General features: G+C 60.4%; 18 protein-coding genes and 1 riboswitch. Of the genes, 15 read left to right on the forward strand and 3 right to left on the reverse strand.

All coding sequences use genetic code 11. From position 1 onward, the window contains the following. The first annotated feature begins 99 nt into the window (after positions 1 to 99). The 14 genes from AB5Y94_RS14945 to mgtE all read left to right on the forward strand — a co-directional run bounded on the left by AB5Y94_RS14945 (position 100) and on the right by mgtE (position 14,519). On the forward strand, positions 100 to 1,011 hold the full coding sequence (locus tag AB5Y94_RS14945) for a chemotaxis protein CheV (RefSeq protein ID WP_005302769.1): 912 nt from the start codon (positions 100 to 102) through the stop codon (positions 1,009 to 1,011). A gap of 18 nt (positions 1,012 to 1,029) precedes the next feature. Continuing rightward, on the forward strand, positions 1,030 to 1,854 hold the full coding sequence (locus tag AB5Y94_RS14950) for a protein-glutamate O-methyltransferase CheR (RefSeq protein ID WP_005302768.1): 825 nt from the start codon (positions 1,030 to 1,032) through the stop codon (positions 1,852 to 1,854). Between the two features lie 63 nt (positions 1,855 to 1,917). Further along, a complete protein-coding gene (gene flgB / locus AB5Y94_RS14955; protein WP_005302767.1) occupies positions 1,918 to 2,316 on the forward strand; it encodes a flagellar basal body rod protein FlgB in 399 nt (132 codons plus the stop codon). Beyond that, entirely contained in the window at positions 2,316 to 2,735 is a 420-nt protein-coding gene (gene flgC, locus AB5Y94_RS14960) for a flagellar basal body rod protein FlgC (RefSeq protein ID WP_005302766.1), read from the forward strand. Before flgB ends, flgC begins: the two co-directional genes overlap by 1 nt. A 15-nt stretch (positions 2,736 to 2,750) precedes the next feature. Next, a complete protein-coding gene (locus tag AB5Y94_RS14965) occupies positions 2,751 to 3,479 on the forward strand; it encodes a flagellar hook assembly protein FlgD (protein ID WP_017765626.1) in 729 nt (242 codons plus the stop codon). Between the two features lie 10 nt (positions 3,480 to 3,489). Beyond that, entirely contained in the window at positions 3,490 to 4,824 is a 1,335-nt protein-coding gene (gene flgE, locus AB5Y94_RS14970; RefSeq protein WP_005302764.1) for a flagellar hook protein FlgE, read from the forward strand. A 151-nt stretch (positions 4,825 to 4,975) separates the two neighbouring features. After that, on the forward strand, positions 4,976 to 5,722 hold the full coding sequence (gene flgF, locus AB5Y94_RS14975; protein WP_005302763.1) for a flagellar basal-body rod protein FlgF: 747 nt from the start codon (positions 4,976 to 4,978) through the stop codon (positions 5,720 to 5,722). A gap of 14 nt (positions 5,723 to 5,736) precedes the next feature. Beyond that, positions 5,737 to 6,525 (forward strand): flagellar basal-body rod protein FlgG, encoded by a 789-nt coding sequence (flgG, locus tag AB5Y94_RS14980; RefSeq protein WP_005302762.1) that lies wholly within the window; start codon positions 5,737 to 5,739, stop codon positions 6,523 to 6,525. Positions 6,526 to 6,539: 14 nt separating this feature from the next. Further along, positions 6,540 to 7,211, forward strand: coding sequence for a flagellar basal body L-ring protein FlgH (gene flgH / locus AB5Y94_RS14985; RefSeq protein WP_005302761.1), 672 nt, complete (start codon positions 6,540 to 6,542; stop codon positions 7,209 to 7,211). Positions 7,212 to 7,219: 8 nt separating this feature from the next. Further along, positions 7,220 to 8,317, forward strand: coding sequence for a flagellar basal body P-ring protein FlgI (locus AB5Y94_RS14990; RefSeq protein WP_010633466.1), 1,098 nt, complete (start codon positions 7,220 to 7,222; stop codon positions 8,315 to 8,317). 47 nt (positions 8,318 to 8,364) lie between these two features. Then, complete coding sequence (gene flgJ, locus AB5Y94_RS14995; protein WP_054544492.1) at positions 8,365 to 9,456, forward strand: flagellar assembly peptidoglycan hydrolase FlgJ; 1,092 nt, start codon at positions 8,365 to 8,367, stop codon at positions 9,454 to 9,456. 3 nt (positions 9,457 to 9,459) lie between these two features. Further along, positions 9,460 to 11,460 (forward strand): flagellar basal body rod C-terminal domain-containing protein, encoded by a 2,001-nt coding sequence (locus AB5Y94_RS15000; RefSeq protein WP_368206029.1) that lies wholly within the window; start codon positions 9,460 to 9,462, stop codon positions 11,458 to 11,460. A 4-nt stretch (positions 11,461 to 11,464) separates the two neighbouring features. Then, positions 11,465 to 12,673, forward strand: a complete 1,209-nt coding sequence (gene flgL / locus AB5Y94_RS15005) for a flagellar hook-associated protein FlgL (RefSeq protein WP_005302757.1) — start codon at positions 11,465 to 11,467, stop codon at positions 12,671 to 12,673. A 212-nt stretch (positions 12,674 to 12,885) separates the two neighbouring features. Continuing rightward, positions 12,886 to 13,055: riboswitch (M-box (ykoK) riboswitch) on the forward strand. Positions 13,056 to 13,175: 120 nt separating this feature from the next. Beyond that, the gene (mgtE, locus tag AB5Y94_RS15010; RefSeq protein ID WP_017783958.1) at positions 13,176 to 14,519 is read left to right on the forward strand and encodes a magnesium transporter; all 1,344 of its coding nucleotides are present in this window, start codon (positions 13,176 to 13,178) and stop codon (positions 14,517 to 14,519) included. 65 nt (positions 14,520 to 14,584) lie between these two features. Here the strand turns inward: mgtE and ppx are convergent, their stop codons facing one another. From ppx to AB5Y94_RS15025, 3 genes are all read right to left on the reverse strand, one after another. Then, the gene (gene ppx / locus AB5Y94_RS15015) at positions 14,585 to 16,075 is read right to left on the reverse strand and encodes an exopolyphosphatase (RefSeq protein WP_042051983.1); all 1,491 of its coding nucleotides are present in this window, start codon (positions 16,073 to 16,075) and stop codon (positions 14,585 to 14,587) included. Beyond that, positions 16,065 to 18,134: a polyphosphate kinase 1 gene (ppk1, locus tag AB5Y94_RS15020; RefSeq protein ID WP_005302754.1), complete on the reverse strand. Its 2,070-nt coding sequence runs from the start codon at positions 18,132 to 18,134 to the stop codon at positions 16,065 to 16,067. Before ppk1 ends, ppx begins: the two co-directional genes overlap by 11 nt. A 75-nt stretch (positions 18,135 to 18,209) precedes the next feature. After that, positions 18,210 to 18,722: a glycine cleavage system protein R gene (locus AB5Y94_RS15025; RefSeq protein WP_005302753.1), complete on the reverse strand. Its 513-nt coding sequence runs from the start codon at positions 18,720 to 18,722 to the stop codon at positions 18,210 to 18,212. Positions 18,723 to 18,932: 210 nt separating this feature from the next. On the opposite strand from AB5Y94_RS15025, the gene AB5Y94_RS15030 reads away from it, so the two are divergent. Further along, entirely contained in the window at positions 18,933 to 19,802 is an 870-nt protein-coding gene (locus AB5Y94_RS15030) for a DUF2726 domain-containing protein (RefSeq protein ID WP_368206032.1), read from the forward strand. Positions 19,803 to 19,924 lie beyond the last annotated feature (122 nt).

Raw genomic sequence — 19,924 nt, forward strand, 5'->3', positions numbered from 1 at the left:
AACTATGCTTGCTTCAGAATTCGTTCGTAGTGACATCGACAGTCTGACGCAAGCCAACACGCATGCATGATTAATGCCAAGCGTTTTTAGGGAGTGTTTATGGCCAGTATCCTGGACTCGGTCAACCAACGTACCCAGCTGGTGGGGCAAAACCGGCTGGAATTGTTGTTGTTTCGTCTCAACGGACGTCAAAGATTTGGCATCAACGTATTCAAGGTTCGTGAAGTGTTGCAGTGTCCTCCCTTGACCGTCATGCCCAAGCTCAACTCCTGCATTCGCGGGGTGGCCCACATTCGTGGCCAGACGATCTCCGTCATCGATCTGAGCATGGCGATGGGCAAGCGTCCTATCGAGGATCTGACCAAGTGTTTCATCATCATTTCTGAATACAACCGCTCCATTCAGGGCTTTCTGGTGCACTCGGTCGAGCGCATCATCAACATGAACTGGGAATCCATCCTGCCGCCACCGAAAGGGGCTGGGCGCATCAACTACATGACGGCCGTCACCGAGGTGGATGGGGAGCTGGTCGAGATCCTGGACGTGGAGCGCATCCTCAACGAGATTTCGCCGGTGTCGACCGAAGTGAGCCAGGAGCTGGTGGAGGCCAGCGTAGAACACCCGACCCTGGGACGTCCGGTGCTGGTGGCCGATGACTCTTCTGTGGCCCGCAAGCAGGTGCAGCGCGCCCTCGAAGCCATCGGGGTACAGTGCGTGCTGGCCAAGGATGGACGCGAAGCGCTCAACATGTTGCTGGAGATGTCCAAAAACGGTCCCATCAAGGATCAGATCGCCCTGGTGATCTCGGACATCGAGATGCCGGAGATGGATGGATATACTTTCACGGCAGAGATCCGCAACAATCCCAATCTCAAGGACTTACATGTTATTCTGCACACATCCCTCAGTGGGGTGTTCAATCAGGCCATGGTGCAGAAAGTTGGTGCGAACAATTTCATTGCCAAATTCCAGCCGGATGAATTGGCCAAGGCCGTACAAGGCGCACTCTAATCAAGAAGAACAAACTGCATGAAGACACTTTCGGACGACTTATACAAACAATTCAGCAATTTTCTGGCGGTACAGAGCGGAATCGTGCTGGGTGACAACAAACAGTATCTGGTCAAGAGTCGGCTTTCACCCTTGATGACTCAGTTTGGTATTGAGAGTCTGTCTGATCTGGTTACTCGAGCGATGAGTGTGCGTGAGCGTGACCTGAAAATGGCAGTGGTTGATGCCATGACCACCAACGAAACCCTGTGGTTTCGCGATACCTATCCCTTCCAGCTGCTGACCGACAAGATCTTTCCCGAACTGGGCAAGAGCGGTCGGCCCATCAAGATCTGGTCTGCGGCCTCTTCCTCCGGACAGGAACCCTATTCCATCGCCATGACGGCGCTGGAACAGCAGATGAAGAAGCCCGGCACCTTGCCAGGTGGCGTCCAGATCGTGGGGACGGACATCTCGACCACCATGCTCAATCAGTGCAAGGAGGGGGTATACGATAGCTTGGCACTGGCCCGTGGTTTGTCGCCCGAGCGCAAGAAGCTGTTCTTCGAACCCCATGGTGACAACAAGATGCGGGTGGTGGAGCGTGTCAGAAAATTGACCACCTTCCGGCCCTTGAACTTGCTGGAGAGCTACAGCCTGCTTGGCAAGTTTGACATCATCTTCTGTCGCAACGTACTCATCTACTTTGCCCCGGAAGTGAAGTCGAAGATCCTCAACCAGTTTGCAGCCAGCCTCAATCCTGGCGGCTACCTGATGTTGGGGGCTTCCGAGTCGCTGGCCGGTTTGACCGACAGGTTCGAGATGATCCGCTGCAACCCCGGCATCGTCTACAAGGTTAAATGATCTCCGCTTAAATCCTTCCTTGGCACACCTCTTGCTAATAATTTCTCAAGCAGGAGGTGTGCTATGGCAATTTCATTCGACAAGGCATTTGGTATCCATCAATACACGCTGAGCGTTCGCTCCAAGCGTGCCGAGGTGTTGTCCAGCAACATTGCCAACGCGGATACCCCTGGCTTCAAGGCCAGAGACATCAACTTCTCGCAAGCATTGGAAGAGGCCCAGCAACATCAGGGCTTCGGGCTTGCCACGACCAGCGAGAAGCACTTTGCCCTGCAGATGGATGCGCCCGGCGTGACGCAGTATCGCAATCCCCTACAGCCGGATACCGGTGATGGCAACACGGTGGACGTGCAGCAGGAGCGCAGCGAGTTCTTGCGCAACAGCCTTGAATACCAGACCTCCCTTGAATTTATGAACAGCAAGATCAGTGGCCTGCTGAAGGCCTTGAAAGGAGAACAGTGATGAGTTTGTTCAAGGTCTTTGACATTGCAGGCTCGGCCATGAGTGCACAGTCTGTTCGACTCAACACGGTAGCCAGCAACATGGCCAACGCCGACAGCGTGAGCTCCAGCGTGGAAAAAACTTACCATGCCAGGCGGCCAATCTTTGCCGCCCAGCTGGATCAGGCCATGTCGGACAAGCAGGCGTCGGCCGGGGTTGAAGTGAAGGGCATTGTCGAGAGCGATGCCCCTCTGCTCAAGGAGTACAACCCCAACCACCCCATGGCAGACAAGGATGGCTTCATCTTCAAGCCAAACGTCAACATGGTGGAAGAGATGGCGGACATGATCAACGCCTCGCGCAGCTATCAAACCAACGTGCAGGTGGCCGATTCTGCCAAGAAGATGCTGCAGCAGACGCTCAACCTCGGCAAGTCCTGACAGGGGGACGCATAAATGGCAGATACAACCAGTGGTGTGAACGGTATTGGCTATACCTCCACCCAGACCACGGGCACGACCACCACTCCGAAGAAGGAGCTGGATCAGGAGTCGTTCCTGAAGCTGCTGACCATGCAGCTCTCCTATCAGGATCCGTTCAAACCGGTGGACAACGCCCAGATGCTTTCCCAGATGACCTCCATGTCGACGTCTCAGGGGATCAGCAGCCTGTCGAACCAGATTGGCAGCCTCAATACCTTGATGACCTCCAGCCAGGCGCTGCAGGCGTCGGCACTGGTGGGGCAAAACGTCTTGCTGCAGAGCAACGTCGGCTATCTGGAAAAAGATGGTTCTTTGCCGGGTGTGGTCGCAGTGGGCACAGAAAACAAGTATTCGAACGTCAAGATCACCATCGAAGACGAGAGCGGACAGGTCATCAAGGAGTTTCCCCTGGAAGGTGACCAGAAGGGCAACGTCGAGATTGTATGGGATGGCAAGGACAAGGACGGAAACCCGGCCAAAGAGGGCAAATACACCCTCAAGGCAAACGGTACCGTGGACGGGAAGTCGGAGAGTGTGCCGATCTTTGCCTACGGCAAGGTCGACAGCGTGATCCTGGGTTCGGCAAGCAATCCGACCCAGCTCAATTTGAAAGGCCTCGGTACAACAAGCTTGAACAGTATCTTGCAGATTGCAGGTACGGTGAAAACACCATCAACCACCACGCCAACAGCATCGATCTAAGGAGCTGGATATGTCATTTAACAATGCCTTGAGCGGTGTCAACGCGGCACAAAAAGATCTGAACGTTACCGCCAACAACATTGCCAACGTCAATACCACGGGCTTTAAAGAGTCTCGTGCCGAGTTTGCGGACGTCTACGCCAACTCCATCTTCGTCAATGCCAAGACCCAGGTCGGCAACGGTGTGGCAACGGGGGCGGTGGCGCAGCAGTTCCATCAGGGGGCGCTGCAATTCACCAACAACGCCCTTGATTTGTCCATCCAGGGCAACGGCTTCTTCGTGACGTCGGACGGTCTGACCAACCTGGATCGTACCTTTACCCGGGCTGGTGCCTTCAAGCTGAATGAAAACAGCTATATGGTCAACAATCAGGGCAACTATCTGCAAGGTTATGAAATCAACACGGATGGGACACCGAAGGCGGTCAGCATCAACGCCACCAAGCCGATTCAAATTCCGGATCGGGCGGGCGAGCCCAAAATGACCGAGCTGGTGGAAGCCAGTTTCAACCTGAGTATCGAGTCGAAAACCAAACCGACGTCACCGGCTGCGTTTGATCACACCAACTCCGCCACCTTTGCACACTCAACTTCCGTGACGATTTATGATTCGCTGGGTGCCCCCCACGTGATCACCAAGTATTTTGTCCGCCACGAGGATCCGGCTGCCCCGGGAACACCGCTGACCCCGGGTACCTGGAGCATGTACATGTATGAGGGGGACAAGCCCATCGACATCGCTGGTGGTTCACCCAGCCCGGCCGCAGGTGTCCCCACCGGCGTCCAGATGACGTTTACCTCCGGTGGCAAACTGGATACAGCGCTGACCGTTCCGGCAGATCCGATCAAAACCGTTACGCTTGGTACTGCGGCCGGGATTATCACCAACGGTGCCGACCCCACCCAGACACTGGAGATCCGTCTCGGTGACGTGACGCAATACAGCTCGCCTTTCAACGTCACCAAGCTGACCCAGGATGGCGCCACTGTCGGTAATCTGACCAAGGTGGAGATCACGCCGGACGGCATTGTGTCGGCGACCTACAGCAATGCGACCACGTTGAAGGTTGCCATGGTGGCACTTGCCAAGTTCGCCAATTCGCAAGGATTGACCCAGGTCGGCGATACCTCCTGGCGCCAGTCTCTGCTCTCAGGTGATGCGCTGCCGGGCACCCCCAATTCGGGTACCCTGGGCAGCATCAAGTCCTCTGCGCTGGAGCAATCCAACGTGGATTTGACCTCCCAGCTGGTCAACCTCATCACGGCGCAGCGCAACTTCCAGGCCAACTCCCGTTCGCTGGAAGTGAACAGCTCCCTGCAGCAGACCATACTGCAGATCCGTTAAGTCTGGTTGCATGCACGACAAGGGGCGCTTCGGCGCCCCTTTTTATTGCCTGTTGTTGCGGGGGATTGCGGCGGTAACTGACAAGCTTGATGGGGATTGGCATTCAAATTGCAGTTCCTCTGTCAGAGTCATCAGTTTGACGGAGGATCCCATGGATCACCTGCTATACATCGCCATGTCCGGGGCCAAGGAGAGCATGAACAGCCTGGCTGTTCGAAGCAACAACCTGGCCAACGCCAACACCACCGGCTTCAAGTCTGACTTCGAGCAGGCGCGCAGCATGCAGGCGTTTGGCGAAGGGCTGCCCACCCGGGTGTTCGCCATGGCGGAGCGGCCGGGGCAGAACCTGCAGCACGGCATGCTGATGACCACGGGTCGGGATCTTGACGTTGCCGTCGACGGCCCGGGCTGGATTGCGGTGCAGGATCCCAAGGGCGGTGAAGCCTATACCCGCATGGGCAACCTGCAGCTCAGTGCCACCGGCAATCTGCAGACTTCCACCGGCCTGAACGTGGTGGACGACGGCGGTCAGCCCATCGTGCTGCCGCTGCCGATGGAGAAGATCGAAATCAACCGGGACGGCACCATCAGCGGCCGGCCGGAGGGGGCCGCCCCCAACCTGCCGGAGGAGTACCAGCGTATCAAGCTGGTCAACCCGGCGGCCGATGCGGTGGAGAAGGGGCAGGATGGCCTGTTCCGTCGCAAGGATGGCCAGAATGAAGCTGCGTCGGCCAATGTGGGCCTCATCGCCGGCTCCCTCGAGGGGAGCAACGTCAACGTGGTCGATGAAATGACCAACCTTATTCGCTTGCAACGTCAGTTCGAAACCCAGGTCAAAATCATGAAGACCGCGGAAGAGAATGACGAGGCCCAAACCCAGCTGCTGCGTATCAGCTAACCAAGGAGTTTTACATGAACCCTGCACTCTGGATCAGCAAGACCGGGTTGGATGCACAGCAGACCAATATCTCGGTTACCTCGAACAACCTGGCGAACGCCAGCACCGTGGGTTACAAAAAATCCCGGGCCATCTTCGAGGATCTGCTCTATCAAAACATCAATCAGCCGGGCGGTCGTTCGTCGGCCGACACCGAGCTCCCCTCCGGCCTGATGCTGGGGGCGGGTGCCAAGGTGGTGGCCACTCAGAAGAACCACAGCCAGGGCAACGTGCAGACCACCGACAACTCGCTGGATCTGATGATAAGTGGCCGCGGCTATTTCGAAATCCAGCTGCCGGACGGCAGCGCCGCCTATACCCGCAACGGCCAGTTCACCCTCAATGATGAAGGGACCATAGTCACGCCGGGCAACGGCTATCCGTTGCAGCCGGAAATCCAGATCCCCGAGAACGCCCAGAGCGTCACCATTGGGGAAGATGGGCAGGTCTCGGTGCAGCTCAAGGGGGATGGGGCTTCCCAGGTCATCGGTCAGATCAATACCAGCGACTTCGTCAATGCCTCCGGATTGCAGCCGATGGGGGAGAACATGTTCGTCGAAACCCAGTCCAGCGGTGCTCCCATTCAGGGGGTGGCCGGCACGGACGGTCTTGGGGTGATCAAGCAGGGCATGCTGGAGACCTCCAACGTCAACGTGACCGAAGAGCTGGTCAACCTGATCCAGGCCCAGCGGGTGTACGAGATGAACTCCAAGGTTCTCTCGGCGGTGGACGGCATGATGTCCTTCCTGATCCAGCGCACATAAGTAGGAGGCGCACCATGAAAGCCATATGGATGCTGGGACTGATGGTGTTGGGGGGCTGCAGCAGCACCCCCAATACCCCCAAGCCCGATGATCCCGAGTTTGCCCCCGTCTACGGGGAGTCGGAGCCGGTCTCGGTCAGACCGACCGGGGCGATTTTCCAGCCCGATCAGGTCAACGGCATCTACTCGGACATCAAGGCGCACAAGGTGGGCGACATCATCACCATCGAGCTGGCCGAGTCCACCTCTGCCTCCAAGAAGGCCAATACCCAGAGCGGCAAGGACAACAAGCTGACGATGAACACGGCGATGCTGGGTGGTGTGCCGGTAACGGCCGGCCCCTATGATCTGTCGGCCTCTCTTGGCCAGAATGGCGCTTTCAAGGGGCAGGCCAAGGCGGATCAGAGCAACAGCCTGCAGGGCAACATCTCCGTCAGCGTGGCCAAGGTGCTGCCCAACGGCAACCTGCTGGTGCGCGGCGAGAAGTGGATCATGCTCAACAACGGCAATGAATATATCCGGATCACCGGCATGATCCGCCCCGAGGATGTGACCACGGACAACAGCGTCTCCTCCCAGAAGGTGGCCAATGCCCGCATCCATTACGGTGGTACCGGCGATCTGGCCAACAGCCAGGAACAGGGGTGGCTCACCAGCTTTTTCAATGGTCCCTGGTGGCCGCTCTAGGAGGTGTTATGAAGTCGCTCCGTCTTGTTGCCCTGTTTTGCTGCCTGTTGCCCCTGGGGATGGCTCATGCCTCCCGGATCAAGGACATCAGCTCGGTGGAAGGGGTGCGCAGCAACCAGCTGATCGGCTACGGCCTGGTGGTGGGTCTGCCCGGTACGGGTGAGAAGAGCAACGCCTTCACCGAGCAGACGTTTCGCACCATGCTGAACAACTTCGGCATCAAGGTGCCGGACAACATCAAGCCCAAGATCAAGGACGTGGCGCCGGTGGCCATCCATGCCGATCTGCCCCCTTTTTCCAAACCGGGACAGACCATAGATGTGACCGTATCGGCCATCGGTGAGGCCAAGAGCCTGCGTGGCGGCACCCTGCTGCAAAGCTTCCTGAAAGGGCTGGATGGCCGGGTCTATGCCGTAGCGCAGGGCAGCTTGGTAGTTGGCGGGCTAGGGGCCGAGGGGGCTGACGGCTCCAAGGTGGTGGTCAATACGCCCACCGTCGGCCGCATCGCCAACGGGGCCACCGTGGAGCGGGAGGTTCCGAACTCCTTCAGCCAGGGGGATACCATCACCTTCAACCTGAATCGTCCCGACTTCACCACGGCGCGCCGGCTGGCCGACGTGGTCAATGATCTGGTCGGCCCCAACACCGCGCAGGCACTCGATGCCACCTCGGTCAAGGTCTATGCGCCGCGGGATCCGGGCCAGCGGGTCTCTTATCTCGCCACCATCGAGAACCTGGAGGTGGATCCGGCCACCGAGGCGGCCAAGATCATCGTCAACTCCCGTACCGGCACCATCGTCATCGGCAGCCAGGTGCGGCTCAAGCCGGCGGCCATCAGCCACGGCGGCTTGACGGTCACCATCGCGGAGAATCAGCAGGTGTCCCAGCCCAATCCGCTCTCGGGTGGCCAGACGGCGGTGACGAACAACTCCACCATCAATGTGCAGCAGGAGCAGGGGCGCATGTTCAAGCTGGATACCGGGGCGACCCTGGATGATCTGGTGCGGGCGGTGAACCAGGTCGGGGTGGCACCCGGCGACCTGATGGCGATCCTGGAGGCGCTGCAGCAGGCTGGCGCCATCGAAGGCCAGCTGGTCATACTGTAATCAACAAGCGGCAAGGGGTTGCCACGGGCGGCAATGAGGTAAGCAAAATGGCAGAGTTAGATAACAACGGCGGCGTGAATCTGGGCATGGTACAGGATATCCAGAACCTGGATCGCCTGCGCCAGTTGAGCCAGAGCAAGGAGGGGAAAGCGGATGCGCTGATGGCCGCCTCCCGCCAGTTCGAGTCCATTTTCACCCAGACCCTGTTCCAGAGCATGCGCCAGGCCAACCAGGTGCTGACCCAGGACAGCCCCTTCAACAGCAGCTACACCCAGTTCTACGAAGGGATGCTGGATGAGCAGCGGGTCGCCGACATGTCGAGCAAGGGGGGGATAGGCTTGGCCGCCATGGTGGCCAAGCAGCTCTCGCCGGAGACCTTCACCCATCATGACGGGCGGGTGCTCAAGATGCCCCAGCGTACCGAGCGGGTCTACAAACCCTATCAGCCGCCCACCTCCGCCGCCAACGATCTCATCTCCGCCTCAAAAGTTGGCAAAGATTTTGCTGAGAAAGAGATGCAAGGGGATACCCAGCCTCAGGCAGCGCTGCATCGTACCCGCCGAACCGTACCGCCCATGGGGCCGGCGGCAGAGGCACACGGCATGCGCAGTCACAAGGCGCTGGACGATACCGCACAGGTGTTCGACTCCCCTGAAGAGTTTGTCGACCGGCTGATGCCGCTGGCCAAGAAGGCGGCCGCCAAGCTGGGGTTGAGCCCGGCGGTGCTGGTGGCGCAGGCCGCACTGGAAAGTGGTTGGGGTAAACGGGTGATCAAGAATGGGGAGGGGCAAGTGACCCACAACCTGTTCGGCATCAAGGCCGACCCGCGCTGGGAAGGACCCAAGACAGTGGTCAGCACTCTGGAATATGAAAAAGGAGTGGCGTCGCGCCAGAAGGCCGCGTTTCGCTCTTACGAGTCGTTCGAAGAGAGCTTCAACGACTATGTCGATTTCCTGACATCGGGCTCCCGCTACAAGGGGGCACTGGCCAAGGTGGACAGTCCGGATCGCTATTTCGAAGCCTTGCAACAGGCCGGATACGCCACCGACCCGCACTATGCCAGGAAACTGAAACAGGTATTGCGCAGTGATGCCATTGCCGGCTACTCCGCGACCAACACGACAGAAATGGAGCTGTAAGTCATGGCAAGCGATCTGCTTGGAATTGGTACCTCGGGTGTGATGGCCCAGCAGCGGCTGCTGCAGACCACCAGTAACAACATCGTCAACGTCAATAGCCAGGGCTATGTGCGTGAACGTACCCTGATCTATACCAATGCCAACGGACTCGGCACCGGGGACATGCTGACCGAGCGGGTCATCAACGCCTATGCCCAGGGGGAGGTCAGACGCGACACTTCGGCCTTCTATGCCTCTTCCACCCGTTATCAGCAGCTTGCCAACACCGATACCCTGCTGGGGGACACCAGCAACAGCGTCGGTGCCGCCATCAGCTCCTATTTCGAAGGATTCCATACCGCCAACGAAGCACCCGCCGACATCTCGGGCCGCAAGACCACCCTGAGCGGGCTGAGTGGCATGGTGAACCGCTTTCATACCCTGTCGGCCCAGCTGGACAAGCAGACCGACACCATCAACACCACCATCGGTGACGAAGCCAAGCGAGTGAACAGCCTGATCAACAGCATCAACGATCTGAACCAGGCTATCATTCGCACCCAGGGCACGCCGGAAGAGAACCTGATGCTGTTCGATCAGCGGGACGAGGCCATTCGCCAGCTCTCCGAGAAGATGGAGATCCGCACCGTGCCGCAGGACAACGGCAGCATGCTGGTCAACATGAGCACCGGCCACTCCCTGGTGCTCAACGGCAGCGTTGCCCAGCTCAGCGTGGTGCCGGGTAATCCCGATGCCCGTGAGTCCGAGTTGCAGCTGGTCATGGACCCCAACAAGGTCGCCCTCAATGACAAGGACATAGGCGGCGGGATAGGGGGGCTTTTCTCCGCCCGCAACGATCTGGAGCCGGCCAAGCGCGAGCTGGGTCAGCTGGCGGCCGCCATGGCGGATGCCATGAACCAGCAAAACAGGTTGGGGATGGATCTGGACAACGAGCTGGGGGGGGATCTCTTCTCTCTCGGCACGAGCGATGGCCTGCCCTACAGCCAGAATACCGGCAACGCTACCGCCAAGGTGAGCTTCGTGCCCGGCAAGGGGACGGAAGTGACCACCTTCGACTACGAGGTGCAGTTCAGCAGTGCCACCGGCTACGAGGTGTTCTCGGTGGACAAGGATGGCAACCGCACCTCGCTGGCCACTGGCACCACGCCACCCGCCACCGTGCAGGTGGCGGGGCACGGCATCCAGTTCGATCTCTCCGGCACGCCGGCGGCGGGGGACAGGATCCTGCTGCAACCCACCAAGCGGGCGGCTGCCGGCCTGGGCCAGCTGGTGACCCGGGCCGAAGATCTGGCGCTGGCATCGCCGCTCAAGGCGGATAAAGGCAAGAACAACTTCGGCTCGGGCGAGATCAAGCTCACTGGCATCACCAATACCGGCGCCGGTTCCGGCTTTGGCACCAACAGCCTGGATCCGGCCTCACCCCAGGTGGTGAAGATAGATGGCAGCGGCAACTACCAGGTCTATGCCGCGGACGGTACCACCCTGATCGGGGTTGCCCCCGCCGCCAGCCAGGGGCAGAACCTGATGGCGGCCCTCGAGAATCCGCTTGGTGGCCCCAAGGTGTATGCCACTCCGACCCAGACCCCGGGTTATGAGTTCAGCATCACCGGCAAGGTGGAAGCCAATGACAGCTTCACCCTGAGCTACAACACCGACGGCTTTGCCGACAACGCCAACGGCCTGGCGCTGGCCGAACTGCAGAACAAGGATCTGGTGCGCAAGAGCAGCAACGCCGGCACCAGCAACGACAAGATGACCTTCAACGAGGCCTACTCCAGCCTGGTGACCGGGGTGGGCAACACCACCAGCCAGGCCAAGAGCCAGCTCAAGGCCGATGAAACGAAATTGACCCAGAGCAGGGAGATTTTCGAGAGTGTCTCCGGCGTCAGTCTGGAGGAGGAGGCGGCCAACCTGATCCGCTATCAGCAGTCCTATGCCGCCTCCGCCCAGATCGTCAGCACCGCCAAGACCATCTTCGACACCCTGCTGTCATCAGTGAGGTAACCCGATGCGTATCACCACCAACATGGTCTATGACCGCAACATCACCTCGCTGAACGGCGCCAACGAGCGGCTGAGCACGGCTTATGAACAGCTGATGACCGGCAACAAGTTCAAGACGGCGGGGGAGGACCCTTCCGGCATGAGCCAGAAGTTGGCGTTGACCAAGGAGATCGATCTCTTCAAGCAGTACGGGGTCAACGGCAGCCTGCTGGAAAACAGCCTGGGCCACGAGGAGACGGTGCTGACCGCCCTCAACACCGCCATGACCAGCGCCCAGACCCTGATCCAGAAGGCGAACGACTCGGCGGTGGGGTACGAGGATCGCCAGGCCATCGCCAGCGAGCTGGAGGGGCTGCAAAAGCAGATGTTCGACCTGATGAACAGCAAGAACTCCCAGGGCGAATATATCTTCGGCGGCAACCAGAGCAAGACCCAGCCCTTCATTCAGGATGCCAGCGGCAACTACATTTTTCAGGGGGATACCGGTCAGCGCAAGATCCAGGTGTCACCGACGGTGCAGATTGCCGCCAACGATTCGGGCTTCAACCTGTTCGAAATCGTGCCGACCCGTCGTACCAGCAGCGCGGCCAGCGCCAATATTCAGGTCGGGGTGGCCGATCAGGGCCACTTCGACAGTTTTTACCGCAACAATTACGACCCTTCGCTCGCCAGCAACCAGTACACGGTGAACACCATCGCCGGCACGCCGGATACCTACGAGATCCGGGATGGCGGCGGTACCCTGCTGCAAAGCGGCGACTATGTGGCGGGCAACAAGATCCCCTTCAACGGGCTGGAGCTGACTCTGTCGCTGCCGGCGGGGGGCGCGGCGCAGAACTTCGTGCTGGATCCGCCCCAGAACAACAACATCCTCGATGGCATGTCCGATTTCATCACGGCGCTGCGGGATCCCAACATCACGCCGGATACCTTCCAGCTGAAGGTGGCGGATGCCACCGCCCACATGAAGAATGCCCGTCTGAACGTGGATCAGGGGCTGGGGGAGATCGGCGGGCGCATGAACGGGCTGGAGCAGGTGATGGGTTCGAACGAAGGCTTGAGTACCCTCAACCAGCAGGCCAGGGCCAAGGTCTCCGAAGCGGATCTCTATGAGGTGATCGCCACCCTGTCGAAAGAGGATGCGGCCCTGAGCGCCACCCAGCTCTCCTTCAGCAAGATCAGCAAGTTGACCCTGTTCGACTACATCCGCTGAGCTTTTCTCATCGCTTGCGGCTCTGGCTGGCCGCAAGCGATGGTTGCCGTTCCAGCCCCTTTCTTCCGTTTTTTTGTCCTCATTCAACTCCCCTTGCCAACCAATTGTAACAAGCTGTTGCCATGGGCCATTTAGCCCCTTGCCCCGGGTTGACTCCTATTGAGCGTTCGATAATCATGCTGCCCGCACAACAGAGGGTTGTGCGACTATTTGCAGCATCTCGTTAGGCGAGGCTCCTGTATAAACACAGGCCACTGATCTCACGACGTCCAGAGACGCCCAAGATCAGGACAGTTTTCATCGGATTAAGGTGTAAACCCAAGTGGCTTCCGGCATGCCGGATACGTTATGCAGTGCTAAAGCTGGTACGTGGGGATGATGACACGCCGGACGGCGTCATTTCCTGCCTATTACTCGTCAATCAAATTGCTGTTTTCTTTCAGACGGCGACGGATCACCGTTCGCGCTCAGGCTTGCCTGAAATCACATGAGGTCATTTGTGATGAAGAAAACACAGACACTACTCAATCGTCACCAACTGCTCGATCTGGCCGCCCTGCAGGGCTGGCTGGAGCACAACCTGGATCCGGTTCAGCGCGCCGATCAACTGCTGACCCTGCGTCCGGAAGAGCTCAACTGCATCTTCGATACCCTGCCCATCAACGAGGGGGCTGCATTGCTCGGCTCGCTGTCGGCAGACTGTGCCGGCCGGCTGCTGATGCGACTGCATGTCAGCATCGTCAGCCTGTTGCAGGGGGCCATGCCACGGCGCGACATGCTGGCCATTCTGCGCCGCTTGGGCAGCAGTGATCGCACCATGCTGCTTGCCCGCTTCCCGGAGCAGGTACAGTCCACCTTCTACTCCCTGCTCGACTGGCCGACCGAATCGGTGGGCGCCAACATGCGCCACGAGTTTCTGGCCATCGGCGATCAGGAGACGGTGGGCAGTGCCAAGCAGCTGATCCACGATGCCTGGGACAACGCCCAGCTGTTCCAGAACCTCTATGTGGTCAACAACGACAAACGCCTGCTCGGCAGCATCTCGCTCAAATCCCTGCTGATTGCCGACCCGCAACTGCCGGTGAGCGAGCTGATGGACCGGGAGGTGGTGCGCATCAACGCTCGGGCGGATCAGGAGCTGGCCGCCCGCCTGCTGATCGATCGTGACCTCTCGACCCTGCCGGTGGAGGATCAGGGCAAGCTGGTGGGCATCTTCCACGTGGACGATGCAGCCGACATCCTGGAGCTCGAATCCACCGAGGATGCGGAGATGCAGGGTGGCTCCTCGCCGCTCGACACTCCCTATCTGCAGGCGACCCCCTGGCAACTGTGGCGCAAGCGGGTGGGCTGGCTGCTGATCCTGTTCGTGGCCGAAGCCTATACAGGTACCGTGCTGCGGGCGTTTGAAGAGCAGCTGGAGGCCGCCATCGCGCTGGCCTTCTTCATCCCGCTCCTGATCGGCACCGGCGGCAACAGCGGCACCCAGATCACCACCACGATTGTGCGTGCCATGGCGGTGGGGGAGGTGAGCCTGCGCAACCTCGGCACCGTGCTGAAAAAAGAGATCTCCACCGGTCTGCTCATCTCGGCCGCCATCGCCCTGGCGGCCTGGGTGCGGGCCTGGAGCTTGGGGGTTGGCCCCCAGATCGGCATGGTTGTCACCCTGACCATCATCGCCATCGTGCTGTGGAGCGCCACCGTCGCCTCGGTGATCCCCATGGTGCTGCGTCGTTTTCGCATCGACCCGGCGGTGGTGTCCGCCCCCTTCATCGCCACCCTGGTGGACGGCACCGGTCTCATCATCTACTTCGAGATCGCCAAGCTGCTGCTGCCCGAGCTGCAGTAAGTCGCCATCTGAGAAAACGCAAAAGGCAGCCCATGGGCTGCCTTTTTTGCATCCGTCGCCCGCGCTCAGCCGAGCTGGAACAGCAGCGGCCAGCCCTGCTCCTGGCAGTAGCGATGCTCCTTTTCCAGATTCTGCATCAGCAATTTGTTCTCCTCGCACCAGTCGAGCGGCAGGGTCACCACCAGCTGGTCGCCTTGCGCCGCGACCTTCCACTCGGGCAGCAGGTTGTCCTGACGCCTGTGGTGGGCGGCCACCGCGAGGCGCAGGATGCGGATGCAGCGCAGCACCGTCTGCTCGTCGTGGTTGGGCAGGGCGGGCAGCTCGGCGAGCTTGAGCCCCTTGCGCTGGAAGCGCACCAGGGCCGCCAGCAGGGCCTGATCGTCCTGGTTGAAGCCGGGCAGATCGGTGTGCTGCAGGATATAGGCTGAGTGGCGGTGGATGCCGCTGTAGTTGATGGCAAGGCCAATCTCGTGCAGCCGCGCCGCCCAGCCGAGGATGGCGCGATAGGGCTCTACCGGCAGTTGCCATGGCACCTGCAGGTCATCAAACAGGGTCAGCACGCTCTGCTCCACCCGGGCGGCCTGCTTTCGGTCCAGCCGGTAGTGGGTGCCGAGAGCCTGGGCGGTGCGCTCGCGAATGTCGTGGTGCTGCAGCCGCTCCTCGAACTCATACAGCAAGCCTTCGCGCAGGGCGCCGTCGGAGTACTCCATCCGCTCGATGGGCAGGGAGGTGAAGAGCCCGATCAGGATGGCGACCGCGGCGGCAAACACCTCTTGGCGCTCTTCGGTGAGGCCGGCCAGCTTGAGATCGCCGACCCGCTTGTGGGCCAGCATCTCCCGTTTGAGCTGCTCCAGCCCGGCGAGCGTGATGCTGCCGTCGGTCCAGCCCTCACCCTGCAGCACATCGCGCACGGTGCGGATCGATCCCGAACTGCCGAGGCAGCTCTGCCAGCCCAGCTTGCGGTACTGGTTGATGATGGGGGCGAGCTGGTGTTGAGCCTCCAGCACGGCGCCGTTGAAGGCTTTTTCGCCGAGCTTGCCGTTGGCAAAGAAGCTCTGGGTAAAGCTGACGCAGCCCATCTTGCGGCTGGTGAGCGCCTTGTGTTCGAACCCTTCGCCGATGATGAGCTCGGTGCTGCCGCCGCCGATGTCCACCACCAGCACTTGTCCCTCGATGTGCTGGGTATGGGCGACCCCCTGATAGATGAGACGCGCCTCCTCCTGGCCGCTGATGATCTCGATGGGGTGGTTGAGCACCTTGGCCGCCTCGCTCACAAACTCGCGGGCATTGCTGGCGCGGCGCAACGTGTAGGTACCGGCGATGCGGATCTGATCCGGATTGATGTTGGTGAGCCGCTCGGCAAAGATCGACAGACAGGCGAGGCCGCGAGCCATCGCCTCCGGGCTCATCCGCTTGTGGGCATCCATCCCTTCGGCCAGCCGCACCCGCTCCTTGATGCGATCGACGATGCGAAAGCGCCCCTCGCTGAGATGGGCGATCACCATGTGAAAGCTGTTCGAGCCGAGATCGACGGCGGCGTACAGGCTATTGTCCATTGTTTGACTCTATGCGTTTGAGGTAGTCGTAAATCGCGACCTGGGAGCGAATTTTGCGGCGGTTGCCCCGCTTCACGTATTCGTTCTTCTGGTCGGCATCGATGACCCGCGCCTTGCAGGTGTCACTCAGTTGTAGCTCGAGAATATCCAGGATGCGCTGCTTGAGGCGCTCGTCGTAGATGGGGGTGCCCACCTCGATGCGGCCGTCGATGTTGCGGCTCATCCAGTCGGCGCTGGAGATATAGAGCTGGGGGTTGCCCCGGTTGTGGAACACCATCACCCGCGGATGTTCGAGGAAGCGGTCGATGATGCTGATGACCCGGATGTTGTCGCTAAGACCCGGCACCCCGGGGCGCAGGGCGCACATGCCGCGGATGATCATCTGGATGGGCACCCCGGCCTGGCCGGCGGCGTAGAGCCGGTTGATGAGATCCCTGTCCACCAGGTTGTTGATCTTGAGGGTGATGCCGCTGGGTTGCCCCGCCTTGGCGTTGGTGAGCTCGTTGTCGATGAGCCGATAGAGCTGGCGGCGGCTGTTGATGGGGGAGACCAGCAGGTGATTGAACTTGTAGCGCCGGTAGGGATACTCGATGTATTCGAACACGCTCTCCACCTCGGCGGTGATGTCCGGGTGGCGGGTCAGCAGGGAGAAGTCGGTGTAGATCTTGGCGGTCTTCTCGTTGAAGTTGCCGGTGCCGATATGGGCATAGCGCACCGCTTCGCCATGTTCGTGGCGGGTGATGAGGCAGAGCTTGGAGTGGATCTTGAGGCTCGGCACCCCGAACACCACCTTGACCCCCGCATTGGTCAGGATATTGGCCCAGTCGATGTTGGCCGCCTCGTCGAAGCGGGCCCGCAGCTCCACCACCACTGTCACCTTCTTGCCGTTGTTGGCGGCATCGATCAGGGAGTGAATGATGCGCGACTTCTTGGCCACCCGGTAGATGTTGATGCGAATGGCGCTCACCGCCGGATCGAACGCCGCCTGGCGCACCAGCTCGGTGAAGTGGTGGAACTTGTGGTACGGGTAGTAGAGCAGTATGTCCTGCTTGGTGATGGCGTCGAAGGCGTTGACGAAACCGTCGAAGTCGCGGCAATCGAGCGCTGGCAGCTTGGGGTTCTCCAGATAGTCCCGACCCACGTTGGGGAAGCCGATGAAATCCTTGAAGTTGTGATAGCGCCCGCCCGGCATGATGGCGTCGTAGGAGCTGATCTGCAGCTTGAGCTTGAGGAAGCTTATCATGGCCGCCGGCATCTCCCGCTCGTAGACGAAGCGCACCGGCATGGCGGTGAGACGCTGTTTCAAGCCATCACTCATCTTGTCCACCAGGCTGAGGTCGAGCTGGTCGGAGAGGTCATACTCGGCATCCCGGGTCAGCTTGACCGCGTAGGCGGCAATCTCGTCGTAGTCGAAGAAGCCCTTGAAGATCTCGTCCAGACAGAAGCGGATGACGTTGTCCAGGATGATGATCTGCTTCTTGCGGCGGGTGCCCTCCGGCGGCAGCTGGAAGAAGCGGGGCAGATCGTCGGTCGGCACCTCCACCAGGGCGTACTGGATCACCTGGCCGTTCTTCTTCATCTCAATGGCCAGGTAGGTGTACTCGTCTTTCAGGAACTTGACCGGGTTGACCTCCTTGTTGAGCAGGATCGGGATGATGTGGCGCAGCACCTTCTCCTTGAAGAAGACCCGCAGCCACTGCTGGATGGATTCGGAGAGCTGGTTCTCGTTGACCAGGAAGATGTTGTGGCGGGCCAGCGCGATCAGCAGCTCCTTGTAGGTGTTGTCGAACGCCTCGCCGAGCGCCATCACCTTCTGCTGGATGGCCCGCAGCAACACCTTGGCCTCGTCGTCGCCGCCGTGCACCTCGTTGATCAGGATGCGGCGCTTGACGTCCGACACCCGTACCTTGAAGAACTCGTCCTGGTTGGAGGAGAAGATCCCCAGAAAACGGACCCGCTCGATGAGCGGGACCGTCTTGTCCATCGCCTCTTGCAACACCCGTTCATTGAATGAGAGCCAACTCAGCTCCTTCTCTTCATACTGCTTGTCGGTGCTCATGTGATGCCTCTGTGGTCAGGTCGCGTCTGCGCGGCAGTTATGGCGTGGAAATATGACAGATTGATGACCATCCGCTCAGTCGATGAAGGCCTGGTCGATGTCGACCACCAGATCGTCGGAGAGGGACTCCAGCGCACTGATGAGATCCCCCAGTTCGAGCCGGGGCGGCAGCGCCACCAGGGCGTGGGCGTAGAAGAGCGGGGCGCCGGAATGGGGGGCGGGCTCGCAGCCGGTGGTGAGGTCGGCCACGTTGACGTTGAGCTGGCGCAAGATGCTGGCCACCTCGTGGACGATGCCGGCCCGGTCGTTGCCGGTGACGCTGACCATCACCTGCCGCTCCGGCTCCTGGCTGAGCTGGCCTTCGGCGAAGCTGACGGTGAGGCCGGGCAGCATAGCCAGTGCCTCGCACAGGCTGCGGTAGTGCTCGTCAGGCACGCTCACGTGCAGGATGCCGGCAAACTGTCCCGCCAGCTCGCTCATGGAGCTGGCCAGCCAGTTGCCCTGCTGGTGGCTGATGACGTCCGCCAGACTCTCGACGATACCGGGCTTGTCCGCTCCGATCACGGTCACGACCAATTGCTTTTGCATCCTGCTCTCCTTGGAATTGGGTTTCTCCAGCATTGTGCCTGCTGTCACAGGCCATATGAAGCCCCGCCGGCAGCAAAAATGGCGAAAAAGCGCGGCGAAGAGGGGGCTGACGCCATTTCTGCACTGCCTGCGCCCGCGGCCGCGTGGTAGAGTGATGCCCCTGTTTTGTATTGTGAAACTAGCTGGCTCTGGTGAGCGGGATGTGCGCGTATGAATAGCCTTGTCGTATCGGGATTGGTGTTGTTGGTGCTGCTTCTGCTGGCGATCTTCTGGAGCAGGGGCAAGAAGGGCAAGGCGCTGCCCTATGAACTGCAGGAGACCCTGTTCAGCCCGGCGGAGCGCTCCTTCCTCGGCGTACTGGATCTGGCGGTGGGCGACCGGGCCCGGGTCTTTGCCAAGGTGCGGGTGGCCGATGTGCTGACGCCGGAGGCGGGGATGGGCAAGAGCAAGTGGCAGCAGGCCTTCAACAAGATCAGCGCCAAGCACGTGGACTATCTGCTCTGCCACCCCTCGGATCTCTCCTTCATCTGCGCCATCGAGCTCGATGACAGTTCCCACCGTCATCAGAAGCGCAAGGCGCGGGACAGCTTCCTCAAGGCCGCCTTTGACAGCGCCGGTCTGCCGCTGCTGCAGATCCCGGCAAGCAGCCACTATCAGGTCGAGGAGCTGCGCGAACAGATCCTGCCGCTGCTGAACCGCAGCACGGATCTGCCGCAAGAGGATCTGCTGCCGGGCGAGCGCCGCGAGCCCACCTTCAGCCCTCTGCAGCTGGACAGGGTCGAGGTGGAAGAGCCCCACCATGGTGGCCGGGCCCCGGCCGTGGCCCCCATCAAGGCCATCGTATCACCTCGCAGTGCGCCGCTGCCGGCGGCCGACGCCGAGCTGGTGGACAATCTGTTTGCCGAGGTGGAAGAGGACGAAGACGAGGCTCCCCATCAGGTGCCGCACTGCCCCCGTTGCGATGCGCCGCTGGTGGAGCGGGAGGCCAAGAAGGGACCCCATGCCGGCCGCCTGTTCCTGGCCTGCAGCCGCTTCCCCGAGTGCCGTTACGCCGCGCCCCACACTCACGCCCGCCATTGACAATCCCACCTGCTTGCGGCCCGCTGCGGGCCGCAAGCAGGCGCTCCCGCACCTGTTCCTCCCCTCCTCTTGTTTGCCCGCGGCCTGCCCGCGTTACCCAAAAAAAGTGTCGACAAAATTTA

The organism is Aeromonas sp. s5 (assembly GCF_040907865.1).
In the GTDB taxonomy this organism is placed as follows: domain Bacteria; phylum Pseudomonadota; class Gammaproteobacteria; order Enterobacterales; family Aeromonadaceae; genus Aeromonas; species Aeromonas dhakensis.

Excerpts from the sequence above, each read along its gene's own strand:
- AB5Y94_RS14945 (WP_005302769.1), top strand. The coding sequence starts at position 100 with ATGGCCAGTATCCTGGACTCGGTCAACCAACGTACCCAGCTGGTGGGG.
- AB5Y94_RS14950 (WP_005302768.1), top strand. The coding sequence starts at position 1,030 with ATGAAGACACTTTCGGACGACTTATACAAACAATTCAGCAATTTTCTG.
- flgB (WP_005302767.1), top strand. The coding sequence starts at position 1,918 with ATGGCAATTTCATTCGACAAGGCATTTGGTATCCATCAATACACGCTG.
- flgC (WP_005302766.1), top strand. The coding sequence starts at position 2,316 with ATGAGTTTGTTCAAGGTCTTTGACATTGCAGGCTCGGCCATGAGTGCA.
- AB5Y94_RS14965 (WP_017765626.1), top strand. The coding sequence starts at position 2,751 with ATGGCAGATACAACCAGTGGTGTGAACGGTATTGGCTATACCTCCACC.
- flgE (WP_005302764.1), top strand. The coding sequence starts at position 3,490 with ATGTCATTTAACAATGCCTTGAGCGGTGTCAACGCGGCACAAAAAGAT.
- flgF (WP_005302763.1), top strand. The coding sequence starts at position 4,976 with ATGGATCACCTGCTATACATCGCCATGTCCGGGGCCAAGGAGAGCATG.
- flgG (WP_005302762.1), top strand. The coding sequence starts at position 5,737 with ATGAACCCTGCACTCTGGATCAGCAAGACCGGGTTGGATGCACAGCAG.
- flgH (WP_005302761.1), top strand. The coding sequence starts at position 6,540 with ATGAAAGCCATATGGATGCTGGGACTGATGGTGTTGGGGGGCTGCAGC.
- AB5Y94_RS14990 (WP_010633466.1), top strand. The coding sequence starts at position 7,220 with ATGAAGTCGCTCCGTCTTGTTGCCCTGTTTTGCTGCCTGTTGCCCCTG.
- flgJ (WP_054544492.1), top strand. The coding sequence starts at position 8,365 with ATGGCAGAGTTAGATAACAACGGCGGCGTGAATCTGGGCATGGTACAG.
- AB5Y94_RS15000 (WP_368206029.1), top strand. The coding sequence starts at position 9,460 with ATGGCAAGCGATCTGCTTGGAATTGGTACCTCGGGTGTGATGGCCCAG.
- flgL (WP_005302757.1), top strand. The coding sequence starts at position 11,465 with ATGCGTATCACCACCAACATGGTCTATGACCGCAACATCACCTCGCTG.
- mgtE (WP_017783958.1), top strand. The coding sequence starts at position 13,176 with ATGAAGAAAACACAGACACTACTCAATCGTCACCAACTGCTCGATCTG.
- ppx (WP_042051983.1), bottom strand. The coding sequence starts at position 16,075 with ATGGACAATAGCCTGTACGCCGCCGTCGATCTCGGCTCGAACAGCTTT.
- ppk1 (WP_005302754.1), bottom strand. The coding sequence starts at position 18,134 with ATGAGCACCGACAAGCAGTATGAAGAGAAGGAGCTGAGTTGGCTCTCA.
- AB5Y94_RS15025 (WP_005302753.1), bottom strand. The coding sequence starts at position 18,722 with ATGCAAAAGCAATTGGTCGTGACCGTGATCGGAGCGGACAAGCCCGGT.
- AB5Y94_RS15030 (WP_368206032.1), top strand. The coding sequence starts at position 18,933 with ATGAATAGCCTTGTCGTATCGGGATTGGTGTTGTTGGTGCTGCTTCTG.